Origin of the sequence: Ruminococcus flavefaciens (assembly GCF_900143025.1) — a bacterium.
Lineage (GTDB): Bacteria > Bacillota > Clostridia > Oscillospirales > Ruminococcaceae > Ruminococcus > Ruminococcus flavefaciens_I.
Map to the genome: position 1 here is coordinate 50,024 of NZ_FRCT01000018.1, position 16,842 is coordinate 66,865.

Genomic DNA, 16,842 nt, shown 5'->3' on the forward strand with positions numbered 1-16,842 from the left:
CCTGTAATTACATTTCATTATATCTTATCTCGCCCTTTGATATGGTAACGAGAGGCTTTCCTGTAAGCTCCATGCCTTTAAATACAGTATTATGTGACTTTGAATGGAGTTTTTCGGGAACTACTGTCCACTTTCTGTTTATGTCAGCAATAACAAGGTCGGCAGTGCTGCCCTCCTTGATTGCAGGCACTTCAAGTCCGAGAAGCTTTCGCGGATTTGCACACATGAGCTCCACAACTCTGTTAAGGCTTATCTCGCCTGTATGGTAGAGTGCTGTGAGAGTTGCTGCAAGAGAGGTCTCAAGACCAACAACGCCGTTGGGTGCTTTTTCAAAATCTGCCTTTTCCTCGGCAGCATGAGGAGCATGGTCTGTGATTATGCAGTCGATAGTGCCGTCCTTTACGGCTTCTATGATAGCTTTTACGTCCTCGGGAGTTCTCAGCGGCGGATTCATGCGGTAGTCCGCATCGCGCTTTTCAAGGAGCTTATCCGTAAGCATGAAGTAGTGAGGAGCAGTCTCGCAGGTGACTCTTACACCTCTTGACTTTGCAAAGCGTATCATTGCTGCGCTTCCCTCTGTGGAAACATGACATATATGTATACGTGCACCTACTGACGAAGCAAGTATCATCTCGCGGGCTGTGATATAGTCCTCGGAAGCTCTGTCCATACCCTTAACGCCAAGCTTTTCGGAGGTCTCGCCCTTGTTCATTATACCGCCGTTGATTATGCTCAGGTCTTCGCAGTGAGAAGCAACGAGAAGTCCGTTTTCGTTTGAAAGCTCCAGAGCCTTTCGCATCATTTCCGCATTCTCAACAGGTCTGCCGTCATCTGATATGCATATGCAGCCTGCGGCTTTGAGAGCTTCATAGTCGCAGAGACCGTTTCCGCTCATTCCGCCTGTTATGCAGCCCACGGGATATACTTCAACTCCCGTGCCCTCTGCCTTGTCTATGATATATCTGATAGTCTCGGGATTATCGCAGGGCGGCTTTGTATTGGGCATCGCAAGGACTCCCGTAACTCCGCCTGCAAGCGCCGCAGCACAGCCTGTAAGGATATCCTCCTTATAAGTGAGCCCCGGGTCGCGGAAATGTACGTGCATATCAAAAAGTGAAGGCATGAGCACAAGCCCTGTGCCGTCTATCACCTTATCTGCTTCTGCCGTAATATCATTTCCTATCCTTGATATTTTACCGCCGCTTATGAGTACATCTGTGGTCATATCCGTTTCGGTATCCACCGCACGGATATTTTTTATCAGTATCTGAGACATGATTACCTCGCTTTCATATTGTGGATATTGGTTCAGTATATAACAACTCCGTCGCTGCCGTCTATCTCCATTGCGGAGACCTTTACAACCTCGCTGTGAGAGGTAGGCAGGTTCTTGCCCACGTAATCGGGGCGTATGGGAAGCTCTCTGTGACCGCGGTCAACAAGGACTGCAAGCTGTATGGTGCGCGGTCTGCCGCGCTTTATCAGTGCGTCTATGGCTGCACGGGAGCTTCTTCCCGTAAAGATAACGTCATCTACTATGACTACGTTCTTGTCAGTGATATCAAAAGGAATATCAGTCTTTTCAGCCTCCCCTGCCGAACGGCTGTCGTCACGGTAGGGAGTTATATCAAGAGCCCCGAAGGGAACATCGTTCTTTTCAAGCTCGGACAGCTTTGCAGCTATGCGCCTTCCTATAGGGACTCCTCTTGAAAAAATGCCAACTATACAAAGATCCTCCGTACCCTTATTTCTCTCGATTATCTCATAGGAGATACGTGCTATGGCGCGGTTGACCGCTTTATCGTCCATGATAATGCGCTTTGTATCCATAAAGGCTCTCCTTTCAACAAAAAATGCTCCCCGCGCGGCAGGGAGCATACTTATAGTTATAGCTATAGTTTCAGAGTATAGTTATAGTATCAAATAACGCGCCTTGCCGACCTCACGGGATCGGATTTAAAGGGTAGTATCCAAATAACACATCTATTATATCACATACTCTCTCACTTGTCCAGTGATTTCAGCATTATTATTATCAATTGACAAAATATCTCACATATGATATAATCATTACAACATAACGACCGTAATATCAAAGTCTTTCTGCAAAGGAGGGATCTTATGGAATTTTGGTATTTATGGTTTATAATCATGCTTTGCTGCATCATTATACCTGCCAGCAATGCAAGAAAAATACGGCAGATCAGAAGAGCAAAGCAGAATCGCAATAAAAGAAAACTTGGAGGTATGACTATGAACGAGCTTATCAAAAGCTTCATCGGCAAAAACGTGATCCTTTACGGCTATTCTTCAGGTACGGAGGGAACTATCACAAAGATCGAGGACAACTGGATCGAGGTGGAGGATAAAAAAGGCAAGAAACAGCTGGTAAATATCGACTATGTCAGCCGTATACAGGAATATCCACGAAAAAAATAATTCTGAAATATCCGAAAGCGGTCATGTACTGCTGCTTTCGGATTTATTTTTTTACAACAGATAATGCAATGTTTGATATTTATAGATAAAATATGAAATTATTCTCTCTTAACGTTGATTTATGCGATGATATATGATATAATATTTTTATGAATTCATTTGGAGGTAATTTATGAGAATTCGTCATAAACCATGGGCAAAGCCCGAGCTGGAAGCCTGCCCATTCTATATACATGAACCCCAGAAGCAGATAGGTCACTGGAGAGAGCTTTTTGCCGATCCCGAAAAGCCCCTGTATGTGGAGCTTGGCTGCGGTAAGGGCGGCTTTATATCTCAGGCTGCTCCTGCTCACCCGGAGGTCAATTTCATCGCTATGGATATCAAGAACGAGATGCTCGTCCTCGCAAAGCGAAAGCTGGAGGCTGCTTACGAGGAAAAGGGCGCTTCTCCCGACAATGTCCGCATAGCTATTCAGAACATAGAGCGTCTGGAGCTTGCATGGGACGAAAACGACCGCGCAGACCGCATCTATATCAACTTCTGCAACCCGTGGCCAAAGGCAAAGCACAAAAAACGCCGCCTTACCCACACCCGTCAGCTTGTGAATTACAAGAAGTTCCTCAGAGGCGAGCTGTGGTTCAAGACCGATGATGACGAGCTTTTCGAGGAATCATTTGAATACTTCGAGGAAGCAGGCTTCAGGATAAAGTATAAGACTTTCGATCTTCATGCAGAAAGTCCATATGAGAATTTCGTTACCGAGCACGAAAAAATGTTCACAGATGAGGGAAAGAAAATAAAGTTCCTCATCGCAGAGCCTGTCAGGGAGGACTAATATGGAATTTCAGAAGGATATCGGTATGTTCCATATCGAAGGCGGTTCTATGAAGACCGCAGGCAAGGGCAATCTCGGAGTTACCGAGGAAGTGCCCCAGAATATAAGAACAAAGACTGACATAAAGCACGTTGCTAAAACTGCCGCAAAGGCTGCTGCTCTCACAGGTGTATTCCTGCTGAAGCATAAATTCAAGAGTAAAAAGAAATGACGTTTATGTGTTAGCCATTTCTTTTATGTGTATATCTGAGCTTTTTGAGAATAAAATTTAATGAAAGGAGTTATTGCAATGGATATTACACAAACTGTGATTTCTCTCTCGGAGTCCGTCGGTGCTTCGGGAAATGAAGAGAATGCCGCAGCCCTCGCTCTGAGTATGCTGCGGGAATACTGTCCCGATGCCGAAATACAGCACGGCAACGTTATCGGACATTTTGGTGTACACCGCGAAGGTCTTCCGTCACTTGTACTTGACGCCCATATCGACCAGGTAGGCTTCATCGTTACCTATATAACCGATGAAGGCTTCGTCAAGGTGGGAAATATCGGCGGCATCGACCGCAGGCTTCTACCTGCACAGCCCGTTGTCATTCACGGAAAGCATGACGTAAAGGGCGTTATATGTTCAGTTCCGCCCCATCTTTCAAACGGCAGCAGCAAGGTGCTGAGCATGGAGGACGTTGCTATCGACACAGGCTTGACCAGAGATGAACTGTTCCAGGTCATCGCCCCAGGAGATACCATTACCTTTGATGTCACCTGCCGCCAACTTATCGGTAACCGCATTACAGGCGGTGCTCTCGATGACCGCTGCGGCGTTGCAGCCCTGCTTTATACACTGGAGCTGCTCAACGGTCAGGAGACTGCCTACAACGTTACAGTTATTTTCTCGACTCAGGAAGAAGTCGGTGAACGCGGCGCAAAGATCGGCGCATTCTCTATCGCTCCCGATATCGCACTCGCTGTGGACGTGAGCTTCGCTTACGCTATAGGCGAAGAAGAAAGCAAGTGCGGATATCTCGGAAACGGTCCTATGATAGGATTTTCTCCTTCACTTTCAAGGGAAATAAGCGACAAGCTCACCAAAACTGCCGTAGATGCAGGTATCCCCTATCAGCTCGAAGTTATGAGCGGACTTACTTCTACCAATGCAGACCGTTATTCCGTCAGCAGAAACGGCGCAAAGGCTTGTACCGTTTCCATTCCGCTGAGAAATATGCATACGCCTGTTGAGGTCATCGACATTTCAGATGTGGAAATGACCGCCAAGCTTTTAGCTTCATTCATCAAGGAGGGCTGAACATGAAGGAAATTCTGAAAGAACTCTGCCTGACTGACGGTATCTCAGGCGATGAAGGAGCTGTACGCGACCTCATAATCAGCAAGATAAAGGACGTATGCGACTACAGCATAGATAATCTCGGAAACCTTATCTGCTTCAAGAAGGGCAAGAAAAAGCCAAAGAAAAAGCTTATGATATGCGCCCATATGGACGAGGTAGGTCTTATGGTGACCTATATCCGTTCTGACGGCACACTCTCATTCGGAACAGTCGGCGGCATTGACCCGTCGGTCATCATCGGCAGACAGGTGCGCATCGGACAGAACCGCATTAGCGGTGTCGTGGGCTCTACTGCCGTACACAACCTCAGCAAGGACGAAAGAGAAAAAGCTCCCGAAACCGACAGCCTTTACATTGATATCGGTGCCGCAAGCAAGGAGGAAGCTGAAAAATACGTTTCTCTCGGCGACAACGTTTACTTCGACTCGGAATTCACAGAGCTGGGCGATCACCGCATAAAAGCAAAGGCTCTCGACGACCGTGCAGGCTGTGCCCTGATGATAAAACTGCTCCATGAAAAGCCCGAATACGATACTTATTTCGTTTTCAATGTGCAGGAGGAGATAGGTCTGAGAGGCTCCACTGTTTCTGCTTTCTCGGTCGCTCCCGATTTCGCAATAGTCCTCGAAGCTACCACTGCTGCTGATATTGACGGTGTATCAGGCGCAAAGCGCGTCTGTGCGCTGGGTGACGGTCCTGTTGTTTCGTTTATGGACAGAAGCACCATTTATGACAAGGAGCTCTATCAGCTCGCTTTCGATATCGCTACCTGTCAGACCAAGACCATGATAGCAGGCGGCAACGACTCGGGCGCGATACATATAAGCGGCAATGGCGTCCGCACTATCGCTATATCAGTACCGTGCAGATATCTGCACTCCCCTTCGTCAGTCATTGAAATGTCTGACCTTGAAAGCTCATACAAGCTTGTTAAAATTCTCGCCAGAAGGATACCCGAATTATGATAACACTTATCGAACATGAGCACGAGCTTGACCGCGTACTGCTCAACAAGACCCTCTCGGGCAAAAAAATGCTTGCCTATATGAGAGCTTATGGTCCGAATTATGAATTCTGCCGCTTCTATAAGATAACCGATGAGAGCGGTATCGGATTCATGTTCATTATAAATTCCACGCTTATAATTTGCGGCGACGGAAAACTTGAACCCAACGAGGAGATAGACCTTTTCGTAAGCATGAACGTCCCCTTCCGTATAGAGGGCGACCAGAAGATACTCGAAGGCATCAAGATACCCGAGAGATATCAGGTGCTCAACCGTACTATCTTCGAGCTTATCCCCGATGATACGCCGCTTGAGGCTATCGAGGAGCACGTTGAATTCAACCCAAATCTCCCCGATGTATACAAGATACTCAGCGAGGGATTTCCGAATATCGCCGATTTCTCACTGTGGTACACAGATACCTCTCACAGATGCCGCCACGGTATCAGCAGAGTGTTCACCTACCGCAATTCCACAACAGCTTCTGCCGTGTTCGATATCGGCAGCACAGTCCTCATCGGTCAGGTGGCTACAAACAGAGCTGCCCGCGGACGAGGCTATGCAAGAGAATTCCTCAAATGGCTCGCAAAATTCTTCAACGGTCTCGGAAAACGCGCATATCTCCTTGCACTTGATGTCCGCGTAAGCTTCTATCAGGAGATAGGCTTCAGAGTCGCAGGTCGCGAGATAGTCCTTGAACGTATCGACATCGAAAAGGACAGCGCAGCAAAGGGTCGTCTCGAAGAAAGATAATCACAGATTTTACGTATATACAAAAAGCGCAGCAGGTATCATACTTGCTGCGCTGTGTTTTTATTATGGAATCCACTCTATTTCTACAAAAGAAATCTGTCCGTCTGGATTGAAGTCAAATTTATATCCGCTATTATATTCAGGATAAGCTTCAGATACAACAGTATACATCACTTCATTATGGTTGCCTTTATCTGTTGGCTCACCACTGTTTGCTATCAGTTCATCTTTTGTCAATGTATAAGGAAAAGCAAATTGTAACTTTGTATCATTATCCCCTCTTTTTATTGCACTCTCAAAATCGGGATAAATAACTTGACAAATAACGCAGTCTTTCATTGGAATTTCTGTTTTCTTTGGATTGCCAAATGTAAATTGTAACCTACTATTCGCAACTGTGCAATCAAATGTTCCGTAATTTGCCTGTCCCTTTAACTGTTTTGTCCAAATCTTATCATAATTATCCGTTTTAGTAAACTCAACGCCGTTATCGAGCATATCCTGTAAGGTCGATACGCCAAGTGTATATAAATGACCGTCATATATAAAGCTCCTGTTATCAAGGTCAGCGTATTTGTCACTGAGTCCTGTTGGTAAAGAAGTCACTTTTACGGGGTCTGTAGTCAGTTCCTCGATTATGACTACTTCGGTTTCATCAGCCTCTGTAGTCTCAGCAGTTGTTGCAGCCTCGTTGGTCTTTTTCGAGGTCTTTTCGCTTGTTTTAGCCTCGCCGCAGGCTGTAAGTCCCAGCATTGCAACGATCGCTGCTGCGATAAACTGTTTTTTCATGTAAATTTCTCCTTTTTGCCTGTATAAGGCTTTTTTCGTTGTCAATTATATCACCGAACCGCGGCACCGTCAACAAACAACAAAAAAATCAACCATAAATTCGTAGTCCTAAGCAAATATTATCAAATATTTACGCAAATATTATAAATATTGCTAACCAATCTTTGCACAGCAGGGCAATTATTGCGGTTGTTCCATATGTGATAATAACACAGACGGGCGAACAATGTTCGCCCCTACAAAAAAGGGACGTCGAGGACGCCGTCCCCTACAGTTTGTCATTTGCAGTTGTTTGAGATTGGCGGGCGGCAGAACGCCGCCCATACACATTAAAATGGTATTTCCAAAATAATTCCGCATTCCGAATTCCGAATTAAAAAAGTCCCGAAAGCGCGAACTTTCGGGACTTTTTAGGTATCAAGGTGTCAATAATCTTTTTTCTTGCCGCAAAGCTTGCAGGTCTTGGATATGAGCTTGAAATCGCCGCCGCAGTACAGGCACTTGCCTGCGGTCTTTCGGCTTGCAACAACAGTCTCATAGTATGCAGGGAAATTCGACGCATTGCTTGAAAGATTAGGCCACGCGATGCTCAGAAGCTTAGGGCAGTTATTGAAGCCGCCGCTTACTTTCTTGAGAGAAGCAGGCAGAGTTATCTTTTCAAGGTTGGTGCAGCCGCTGAAATCGCCTATCGACGAAACGCCGCCGGGCACTGTAAAGGCTCTCAGTCCCGTACAGCCGCTGAAGCCGTCAACGCTGAGTATACCTGCGGGAAGCTCGATATCACGCAGAGAAGTGCAGTTCTGAAAAGCGAACGCTCCGATAGACTTGATAGTTCTCGGCAGACCTACTGCCGACAGAGCCGTACAGTTCGCAAAGGTACATTCCTCAACGAGAGATACGCCCTCGGGTATATTTACAGTTTCAAGCTTTTCACAGCCTGAGAAAGCATACTTTCCAATGGTAGAAACGTGGGGCGGTATTTTTATCTCTTCCAGATTTTTACAGCCCGAAAAAGCAAACGAACCGATACTGCCTATAGGCTCTGGGAGCTCAACAGAGGCAAGGCTCGAACAGTCGGCAAAAAGACAGTCCGAAATATACCTCATATGAACAGGGACTACTACCGATTTAAGGCTTGTACAGCCTCTGAAAGCCCAGATATCAATAGAAGTGATGCTGTCTGGGAGTTTGATCTCCTCCAGCGCAGTGCAGCCGCGGAAAGCGTATGCACCTATCTCGTCTACCTTGTCATGGATAGTGATATTTTTGAGGGTAGTATTGTTCTCAAAAACGTGCTTGCCTATTTTACGTACTTCTCCAGGGATAGTAACTTCCGCGGAATTTCCCTTGTATTCGGTAAGAACACCGTCCGTCACAACAAAATCGGAGCTGTGCTTCTTTACAGCCTTCACTTTTTTCGCAACGTCCTTGTGCTGTGACTTATACTTGTTGACCGCCTTTGAAACGATGAACGGGGTGCTGCAATAGGGACATACCCACGCATCTTTTGTGTTATCTACTTCAACAGTTTTGTTACAGCTTGTACAAATCGCATTTACATTAGCCATAAAAATATCCCCCCTGTAATGCTTCTTTTATAAAATAATTGTACCACGTACAGGCTCATATGTCAATAAAATAGAAGCAAATATCACAAAATATACAGAAGGAGTTGCTGTTGTTTGTAACATATGCACATTAAAAATCAAAAGAGCCGCAAATTGCGGCTCTTATTAAAGCAGGTATTGATTTTATCAAAGCATAGAAGCTCTGAGTTCCTCACCGCTGAGCTTTGAAAGGTAAGCAGGAGCAATATCAAAAGCAGTCTTGCAGCCTGTTGCACCCTCAGCCTTGAGTCTTGCAAGTGCTCTTGCATAGCAGATAAGAACGCTTGCTGTGAACTCAGGATTTGACTCCAGCTTGAGAGAATACTCTATCATCTGGTGTGTCTTTTCGCCGTCGCCTGTGAGACCGCTTCTCATAACGAAACCGCCGTGAGGCATCTTGTTGTGCTTAGCGTCGAACTCCTCTTCTGTGATGAAGTTTACAGTTGTATCGTACTCATCGAAGTAATTCTTCATAGTCTTGATGTCGTTCTCGATCTGAGCAAGATCAGCACCCTCCTCGGGAACTACCCAGCACTCTCTGAGGTGCTTCTGACGAGTTGTGAGCTCAGGCTGGCTTCCGCTGCGGACAGCCTCCATAGCAGCCTCTATCGGAACAGTGTACTGGATACCTCTCTTAACGCCCTTTACGCGGCGGATAGCATCAGAGTGACCCTGGCTTACGCCCTTGCCCCAGAAAGTATAGCTCTTGCCGTTAGGGAGAATTGACTCAGCATAGAGTCTGTTAAGTGAGAAGAGACCCGGATCCCAGCCAAGTGAAATGAAAGCGAGGTGACCGCTCTCCTTTGCAGCCTTATCAACGTTAGCAAAGTGCTCGGGAATTCTTGCGTGAGTATCAAAGCTGTCGATAACATTGAAAAGCTTAGCCATTTCGGGAGTCTGCTTAGGAAGATCTGTAGCACTTCCGCCGCAGATTATCATAACGTCTATATCATTTGCCATTTTCTCAGCATCAGCGATATTGTAGACCTTTGCGCCTGCTGTAAGAGGCTTTACAGTGGAAGGATCGCGGCGTGTGAAGATGCCTGCGAGCTCCATATCATCATTCTGACGGATAGCCAGTTCAACGCCTCTGCCAAGGTTGCCATAGCCTGAAATACCGATTCTAACTTTAGCCATTTTAAAATTCCTCCTTTGATTCGCTGTGTTCGCCATTGAACGCAGCCTGTAAACATTATATCACCTTTTTTCAGAGTTGTAAAGCTTTTTTTGATATATCAGCCCCACCACAACGCCGCCTCTTATTATTAAAAACTATTGACTCATTCGGCTTTTGGAGTTATAATATCTATATATTGCTTTAAGGAGAACTCTATGAGACCTATTTCAAGAATTATTGCCGCTGCCGCAGCTGCTGCACTTTCTGCTTCAATGTGCTGCTGCGGTAATAAAAAAAGCTCGGACAGCTCCGATACAAAGGAAAGTACAAGCTCGTCCGCAGAAACAGAAACTACCGAAACTACCACCTCTGATAACGCAACTACCACGGCTTCTTCAAAAACGGAGGAAACTACAGTTTCTTCCGACGTTACTTCTGCTGCTCAGACTACAACTGCTGCCGTGACCACGGATAAGCCTGCGGAGACTGAGAAAAAGCCGGATGAAGCTCCGAAAAAGGGCTATGAAAGCTGCTTCGAGGCGGCAAAGGCTTACTACAATGCTTATCTCACTTCAAATGCAGACGCTGTTTACGATATGTTCTGTCAGGAGGAGATAGAGGGCTATCACAGCTATCTCGGCACTACCGACCTTCTGGACGGACAGAATGCTCAGGTAGTATTCAAACGCTCAAATGTTGTCAACGCCATTAAGGACTCGATGAAAAACATACACAATATCATGGCAGAAAAGTCAGATGTTCCTGCTGATAAATGGACTACCTCACTCAGCGAAGATCTTCTGAAGCCTTTGGGTGAGAATGAGCTCAACGACTTCAACAAGATACTCGGCACTCAGTTCAAGAACGCAAGCGACTGCGCTATGGTGTACTACAAGGACGGCAACTCCGAGCATGATTTTGTTGGAAACGGCTGCGGCTTCATTGAATATGACGGCAGGTGGTACCTTTCCTATACGACTATGCTGAACATAGAGCTTCTGACCTATATGAACGTTTTCTGAGGTCAAGCCTGATCTCTGCGTTATAAATCAGGATCCGGGATAATATAGTGACTCAGCTCCTTTCGGGAGCTCTGTCTTTTTATTTAAATAATGAAAGGAGCTGTTTTCATGTCTTTCCTTGAAAAAGCAGGTATATTCCTCACAGGCTTTCTCCTTCTTGCTGTAATGGCAAAGGAAATAATCGCTCTTATCGCTGACTTTATACTTGCGCCACTTTTCGGCATGAGAGTAAAATCGGTCTCCTTCTTCGGTCTGGCTTTCAATTTGCAGAACGGCAAATGGGTAGCTTCAAAACATAAAAAAACTGCTCTTATACAGCATGATGTGCGCTTTGATGACCGTATCCCTGTTGAGAAATACGACGACAAAAAGTCAAAATGGCTCCAGCTTACAACAACTGTCATAAAAATACTTGCTGCCGCCGCTATATGCTTTGCCTGCCGCGGATTTTTTGCAAAAGACAAAAAATCCCCCCTCGATATTCTCGTCATATCCTTTGCTCTGGGTATGGTATTGCAGGCTCTCACCTCCCTCGGCATATTCCTTTACACTCATTTAGTCCTTATGAAAAGACTGGGCGGCTATGTTAATACACTTCTCTCAAGGCTAAGAAACGGCGAGGAGCTCAGCTCTCTCAATATGCAGCCCGTTGAGATGCTACCGTATGAAAATCCTACAAATACAGAAAAGATACTCTACTATCAGGTATATATGGCTCATCTTGCCGCTTCGGACAACTATGAGGCTATGCGTGAGCCCTCTCATCAGGCTATGAACTACATTATGAACCACGATTACTTCACTCAGGAGACTCTCGCCTATTACTGGCTCATATTCTATTTCTCCGAGGTCGAGCCCGACGAGCAGTCAGCAAAGGCTCTGCTCGAAAAGCTGGGCGATATCATAAGAAACGATAAGGACTCGAACGCAAGACGCGTACTTGCTTACTATATGTTCAATATACAGCACAATGACGAACGTGCAGAGGCGCTCGTATCAGAAGGCTTCGCCGCACTGAATACCACACGCTGTCTTGCTACTGAACGAGAGCTTGAAAGAAAGCTGCTTACTCAGCTCAATTCACGTATCATTGCGCATAAGCACAGCATGACCGCTCAGACAGACAGTCAATGATACATAACACCTATCAGGAGGATCACTTTTTATGGATAGCAAGACCCTGAACGAAAGCTCACAGGCTGTAAAGCAGGTCGTAGACAGATTCGGCATAGAAATACTCGGCGACCATAAACGCTTCTGCTCCGCCTTTGCTGATTTCGCACCAAAGCTCTCAAAGGAGAACAAGGCTTTCTTTGTTGCTCTCAGCGAGAATATAGGCAGCATTTTTATACGCGAAAATGCTGACGTTGTTGCAGGCAATAAAAATCCCGACGATATCATTCAGCGTGCCGTCAAAGATATAAGCGAATATCTCAATAACGAAAAGGCTGAGCTCGTTGCACTGAGCATTGCAGCAGCTCTCGACTGGAAAAGTGCTGCACCTGCCGAAAATACGCAGGAAAGCGAAGATAGCTCCACCTATGGCAGCTCGGCTTCTCTCATCGAGGATCTGTTCAAACGTGCTCAGAACGGCGATAATGATGCCTGCTTCAATCTCGGCGAGCATTTCTTCTACGGCAGAGGAGTAAAACAGGATTACGCAAAGGCTGTAAAGTGGTACATCATGTCCTCTGACCGCGGAGATTGCAGCTCTCAGAAAAAGCTTGCTGACTGCTATTATCTTGGTCAGGGCACGGAGAGAAATGTTGCAAAGGCTGCCAAAAGATACGAGCAGGCTGCCGAGCAGGGCGACTACGACTCACAGAAAGCTCTTATAAGATGCTATATGCTTGGCGGAAACGGACTCCTCCCCGATGCAAAAAAGGCTGAATACTACTCGAAAAGATACAGTATCCCGATAAGTCAGGGAACTACCGAGGATATACTCAAAAACGCAATGGCAGGCATACCGTCTGCACAGTTCAAGCTCGGAAATATGTACCTCCACGGCACAGGCATGGAGCGTTCTCCCGAAACTGCTATCACCTGGTTCAAGAAGGCTGCGGATCAGAACTTCCCTGCTGCCCAGTTCAATTTAGGGGTATGCTATTACTTCGGCATAGGTGTCCCCCGTGATCGGATAACAGCAGTCGATCAATATAAAAAGGCGGCTAAAGGCGGCGATATGGACGCTCTCAACAATTTAGCAGGCTGCTTTATGCGCGGAGAAGGTATTCAGGCCGACCAGTCCGCAGCAGCAAGATATTACAAAAAGGCTGCTGAGAGCGGTCTTGCAAAGGCTCAGTACAACTACGGAGAATGCTGCTTCAACGGCTTCGGTGTTCCCAAGGACGCAAGAGAGGCTGTAAAATGGTACAAGGAAGCCGCTATACAGGGAGACCCCGACGGTCAGTACTCCTACGGCTGGTGTCTCCGTGACGGTCTTGGCTGTCTCAGAGATAACAGCCTCGCTAAAAATATGTTTGAGAAAGCCGCCGCTCAGCGTCATACCGCTGCACAGAAGGCGCTCGGCTACTGCTATGCAAACGGTACGGGAACTCCCAGAAACTATGCCTCTGCCGCAGATCAGTTCGCAAAGGCTGCTGCCGCAGGAGACAAGGAAGCCGCAAAGCTTCTCGTTGCCTGTTATAAATACGGCGGCGACTACCTTGCGGTAAACGATGCAAAGGCTCATTACTACGCGGATCAGTACAGTCTCGATTATGATATGATATAAACAAAAAGACTTCCCTCACGGGAAGTCTTTTTGCTTGTCAGCTTTTTATGAAACATCATTCAAAAGAATTGAACTGAATAAACATATGGCTGTAGCCGTCTGTTATCTTGTTTGCCTCATCCTGAGATATTTTTGTATCTCTGCCTGACTGCTCTGCATTAGTATAATATATGATCGGCTCATTGTTCTCGTCAAGACCGTCAACACTCACGCTCTCTACAAAGTTGAGTCCGCTGTAGCCAAGTCTGTAGTAGGCTTTGCTGCTGTGTGTTGCGCCGCCCGAACCTTCATTTGAGATGAAGCCTGCGTGAGCCATACCGTTCCGTGCTCTGTCTGCTGTAGGATTTGAGCAGATGTAGTATCTGCTTCTCAGACCGCCCATTGCAGCGGCATACACTTCATTGTTGGCATCAACTGAGAAAATATTGTAGATAACGCTGTCAAAGTCGCCCGACTCAGCACCATAATCGTAATTTACACCGAGGAGCAGCTCCATGATTCCGTCCTCATTGACATCATTGAATGCATATCCGATATGTGCCGGACTTTCATAAGAAGCATAGAGCAATTCGCGTGCAAGATCACTTTCGTACTTCAGACCGCTTGCATCTTTATTCTTTATCATTGTGCTGCACTCGTCGATGATCTTTGCATATTCCTTGTAGATCTTCTCCTCTGTCTCACCGATCTGAGTATACTGTCCTATATATGACAGCACCTTCTCCTCAGTCTTTGTATTGGAGCTCTGAGATTCTGTAGTCACTTCGGGCTTGTTGTTTACTGCCTCAGTGAGTGTGGTGCTGACTGTTGTGCTTACAGCATCAGCGAGAGTTGTTGTTACAGCTGAGCCTTTTACAGTTGTAACGATGCTGCCATTCTTTCCTGTTACAGTCGTCACTGTTTTTGATGATGTGGAAGTACCTGCCACATTTGTTGTAGTCTGATGGAGTTCTACATCAGGAGTCTTCATCTTATTGCGATAAAAGAAATGTCCTCCGCCTATTAAACCTATTACTACAGCTATAGCTGCTGCTACACTTGATATTCTCGTCATATTGATCTTCCTTTCATATTTCTCAACGCCGCTTACACTGTCGGCGTATTCTGTCTGTTCGATATTTGCTCTGCGCTGTGCCTTTGCAAATATCTCGTTCTTCTTCGCTTCCTCCGCCATTAATCTCTCTACGGAAGCCTTATCAGCTTTGCGAAGAACCTCTATTATTTTCTTCTTACTGTTCATGATTTACCTCCGTTTTAAGGAGTTTTTTATTGCATTGTTCACCATTTAAGAGTATCTATCTCATTTTCGTTGCCATACTTATTAGTAAATCCGCCTTCTTTGATATCCTTCACTATTTCAGCAGGTGTCTTGAATTCTACAGCTTCATCATCAAACTTATAGCTTTCGAGCTTGTATATATATGAAGGAGAACCATCTGGAAGATACAGCTCATAGGAAAGAGTGATACCTGTTGCTGCATCTACCTCGCCTGTATAATTGCAGTCATATCCGAATTCATTGTTGTTGTTGTGACCGCTTATAGTTACTATCTTTCTGCCGTTTTCAGTTCTCTCGCCTGTTATCTCCCATTCATTTGGTGAATGAACATTGACAGCAGTAATAACACAGCCTGCCGTCTCAGTAATATTGACCTTGCTGTCACCCCAGTCCATAGTATCGTGAGCATGAGATATCTCATAAGTTTTAATGGGGGTATCATAAAATATATGTCCACCGTTATCATAGTCAATTGTTGCCAGACAATCCCCTGCTTCTATATAATTCTTATCCTTTACCGCAAAGTACCATGCATCCAGCAATCTGCCGCTTTTATCATAATGCTTATCCTCAGAAGAAGCTGTAAGTCCTACCTCGTCAAGATATATCCAGCCTTTATGCACGTCGCCCTTACGCCACTCTCCTGCATATATGGTATAGCTGTATTCAGAAGAGAATTTATCAAAGCAGCCAAGATAATTGAAATTTTCAACCTTATTGATAAGTTCTTCCTTTGTTACGCTGAATTTATTCTCGTTCTGATTTTCACTATTGCCTGATACAGCCTTTTCTGTTGTCTTTGCATCACCTGATACAGTTGCAGCTGTTGTAACAGTTGTTGTCACGCTTGTCTTTGTTGTCTTGTCTGTTCCTGTTCCCTTAATTGTTGTTGCTGTGTTTGTTGTGCCTGTCTGTGATGTTGTTACCTCATGAAGTATCGGCTGCGGAACGTCCGGCTCACCGTTATCCTTCATTAAATATAATCCGCCGCCTATTGAACCTGCTACTAATACTGCTGCTGCAGCTATACCTGCTAATCTTGTCATACTTATTCTCCTCTCATACTTTTCAACACCGCTTACGCTGTCTGTATATTCTGTATTCTCGATATTTGCCCTGCGCACTGCCTTTTCAAATATCTCCTGCTTCTTAACTTCCTCCGCCATGAGCCTCTCTACAGAAGCCTTGTCAGCTTTGCGAAGGATATCTATTATTTTCTTCTTATTCATAGCGTACCTCTCTTATAAAGATATGCCAGCCGCTTCAAGGAGATTTTTCAGCTTCTTCATGGCTCGTCCGCACCTCATTCTAACTGCCGTGGGGTTAAGTCCTACCATTTCTGCTATTTCCTTGGAGTTTTTGTCATAATAGTACTTTTGAATAATTATTATTGAGTCCGGAGGACCAAGTTCGGACACCTTTTCAAGCAAAAGCTCTGATGTTTCGGACTTGTCGTTATTCCTCTCGATGTCCTCCTCATCTGCTATCTCTGCCATGCTTTCTTCGTCTGCGGATACGTTCCTGCCCGTCCTTGCAGCCAGCGAACGCCTCATACTTATAGCGGTATTCCTCGCTACTGCGCCAACATACGACTTCAATGAACCTTCATTATCAGGATTTAGCTTCATCATAACAGAAGCAAATACATCTATAACACACTCATCTGAGTCATCAGGGCTGCCAAATCCGCTTATTATCCTGTTTACTATTGAATATACATAGCTGTAATATTTATCAAAAAGTGCGCGCTGTCCCTGAGGCGGTGTTTCCCGCATCAGACTCAATATCTCATTATCGGTCATACGCTTCCTCCTGTGTTTGTTTTTCAGACCAGATCTGTCTTTCACTTATAGTAACGCATTGCTTTTTTCAAGTGTAACACTTTTCAAAAAAATTTTTTTCAGTCCGTAGAGACT

The 16,842-nt window shown here is 45.5% G+C and carries 17 protein-coding genes; 9 read left to right on the forward strand and 8 right to left on the reverse strand.

Annotated elements, in window-relative coordinates:
- Nucleotides 1-7: 7 nt before the first annotated feature.
- The gene (locus BUB28_RS14435) at nucleotides 8-1,276 is read right to left on the reverse strand and encodes a dihydroorotase (protein ID WP_072952244.1); all 1,269 of its coding nucleotides are present in this window, start codon (nucleotides 1,274-1,276) and stop codon (nucleotides 8-10) included.
- 32 nt (nucleotides 1,277-1,308) lie between these two features.
- Nucleotides 1,309-1,830 (reverse strand): bifunctional pyr operon transcriptional regulator/uracil phosphoribosyltransferase PyrR, encoded by a 522-nt coding sequence (gene pyrR / locus BUB28_RS14440; protein ID WP_072952245.1) that lies wholly within the window; start codon nucleotides 1,828-1,830, stop codon nucleotides 1,309-1,311.
- Nucleotides 1,831-2,121: 291 nt separating this feature from the next.
- On the opposite strand from pyrR, the gene BUB28_RS16610 reads away from it, so the two are divergent.
- The 6 genes from BUB28_RS16610 (at nucleotide 2,122) to BUB28_RS14470 (ending at nucleotide 6,375) form a co-directional block, all read left to right on the forward strand.
- On the forward strand, nucleotides 2,122-2,439 hold the full coding sequence (locus BUB28_RS16610) for a DUF6897 domain-containing protein (protein WP_081373549.1): 318 nt from the start codon (nucleotides 2,122-2,124) through the stop codon (nucleotides 2,437-2,439).
- A 172-nt stretch (nucleotides 2,440-2,611) separates the two neighbouring features.
- Nucleotides 2,612-3,274 carry a tRNA (guanosine(46)-N7)-methyltransferase TrmB gene (gene trmB / locus BUB28_RS14450; protein ID WP_072952246.1) on the forward strand — a complete coding sequence of 221 codons (663 nt, stop codon included), beginning with the start codon at nucleotides 2,612-2,614 and terminating at the stop codon, nucleotides 3,272-3,274.
- Between the two features lies 1 nt (nucleotide 3,275).
- The gene (locus BUB28_RS14455; RefSeq protein WP_072952247.1) at nucleotides 3,276-3,485 is read left to right on the forward strand and encodes a hypothetical protein; all 210 of its coding nucleotides are present in this window, start codon (nucleotides 3,276-3,278) and stop codon (nucleotides 3,483-3,485) included.
- 78 nt (nucleotides 3,486-3,563) lie between these two features.
- Nucleotides 3,564-4,574, forward strand: coding sequence for a M20/M25/M40 family metallo-hydrolase (locus BUB28_RS14460; RefSeq protein WP_072952248.1), 1,011 nt, complete (start codon nucleotides 3,564-3,566; stop codon nucleotides 4,572-4,574).
- Between the two features lie 2 nt (nucleotides 4,575-4,576).
- The gene (locus tag BUB28_RS14465) at nucleotides 4,577-5,581 is read left to right on the forward strand and encodes a M42 family metallopeptidase (protein WP_072952249.1); all 1,005 of its coding nucleotides are present in this window, start codon (nucleotides 4,577-4,579) and stop codon (nucleotides 5,579-5,581) included.
- Nucleotides 5,578-6,375, forward strand: coding sequence for a GNAT family N-acetyltransferase (locus BUB28_RS14470; protein WP_072952250.1), 798 nt, complete (start codon nucleotides 5,578-5,580; stop codon nucleotides 6,373-6,375). Before BUB28_RS14465 ends, BUB28_RS14470 begins: the two co-directional genes overlap by 4 nt.
- Before the next feature lie 63 nt (nucleotides 6,376-6,438).
- On the opposite strand, the gene BUB28_RS14475 is transcribed toward BUB28_RS14470, so the two are convergent.
- The 3 genes from BUB28_RS14475 to BUB28_RS14485 all read right to left on the reverse strand — a co-directional run bounded on the left by BUB28_RS14475 (nucleotide 6,439) and on the right by BUB28_RS14485 (nucleotide 9,908).
- Nucleotides 6,439-7,164, reverse strand: a complete 726-nt coding sequence (locus tag BUB28_RS14475; RefSeq protein ID WP_072952251.1) for a hypothetical protein — start codon at nucleotides 7,162-7,164, stop codon at nucleotides 6,439-6,441.
- Nucleotides 7,165-7,589: 425 nt separating this feature from the next.
- A complete protein-coding gene (locus BUB28_RS14480) occupies nucleotides 7,590-8,732 on the reverse strand; it encodes a leucine-rich repeat domain-containing protein (RefSeq protein ID WP_072952252.1) in 1,143 nt (380 codons plus the stop codon).
- A gap of 186 nt (nucleotides 8,733-8,918) precedes the next feature.
- Nucleotides 8,919-9,908 carry a diaminopimelate dehydrogenase gene (locus tag BUB28_RS14485; RefSeq protein ID WP_072952253.1) on the reverse strand — a complete coding sequence of 330 codons (990 nt, stop codon included), beginning with the start codon at nucleotides 9,906-9,908 and terminating at the stop codon, nucleotides 8,919-8,921.
- A gap of 195 nt (nucleotides 9,909-10,103) precedes the next feature.
- On the opposite strand from BUB28_RS14485, the gene BUB28_RS14490 reads away from it, so the two are divergent.
- The 3 genes from BUB28_RS14490 (at nucleotide 10,104) to BUB28_RS14500 (ending at nucleotide 13,647) form a co-directional block, all read left to right on the forward strand.
- Nucleotides 10,104-10,910, forward strand: coding sequence for a hypothetical protein (locus BUB28_RS14490; protein WP_072952254.1), 807 nt, complete (start codon nucleotides 10,104-10,106; stop codon nucleotides 10,908-10,910).
- A gap of 90 nt (nucleotides 10,911-11,000) precedes the next feature.
- Nucleotides 11,001-12,044, forward strand: coding sequence for a hypothetical protein (locus tag BUB28_RS14495; RefSeq protein WP_207647114.1), 1,044 nt, complete (start codon nucleotides 11,001-11,003; stop codon nucleotides 12,042-12,044).
- Between the two features lie 31 nt (nucleotides 12,045-12,075).
- Nucleotides 12,076-13,647 carry a tetratricopeptide repeat protein gene (locus BUB28_RS14500; RefSeq protein WP_072952256.1) on the forward strand — a complete coding sequence of 524 codons (1,572 nt, stop codon included), beginning with the start codon at nucleotides 12,076-12,078 and terminating at the stop codon, nucleotides 13,645-13,647.
- Nucleotides 13,648-13,702: 55 nt separating this feature from the next.
- Here BUB28_RS14500 and BUB28_RS14505 read toward each other — a convergent pair whose 3' ends face one another.
- Genes BUB28_RS14505 through BUB28_RS14515 form a run of 3 tightly spaced genes read right to left on the reverse strand, consistent with a single transcriptional unit; the run spans nucleotide 13,703 to nucleotide 16,728 of the window.
- Nucleotides 13,703-14,887 carry a hypothetical protein gene (locus BUB28_RS14505; protein ID WP_072952257.1) on the reverse strand — a complete coding sequence of 395 codons (1,185 nt, stop codon included), beginning with the start codon at nucleotides 14,885-14,887 and terminating at the stop codon, nucleotides 13,703-13,705.
- Nucleotides 14,888-14,925: 38 nt separating this feature from the next.
- Nucleotides 14,926-16,155: a hypothetical protein gene (locus BUB28_RS14510; protein ID WP_072952258.1), complete on the reverse strand. Its 1,230-nt coding sequence runs from the start codon at nucleotides 16,153-16,155 to the stop codon at nucleotides 14,926-14,928.
- A 12-nt stretch (nucleotides 16,156-16,167) separates the two neighbouring features.
- Complete coding sequence (locus tag BUB28_RS14515) at nucleotides 16,168-16,728, reverse strand: RNA polymerase sigma factor (RefSeq protein WP_072952259.1); 561 nt, start codon at nucleotides 16,726-16,728, stop codon at nucleotides 16,168-16,170.
- Between the last annotated feature and the right edge of the window lie 114 nt (nucleotides 16,729-16,842).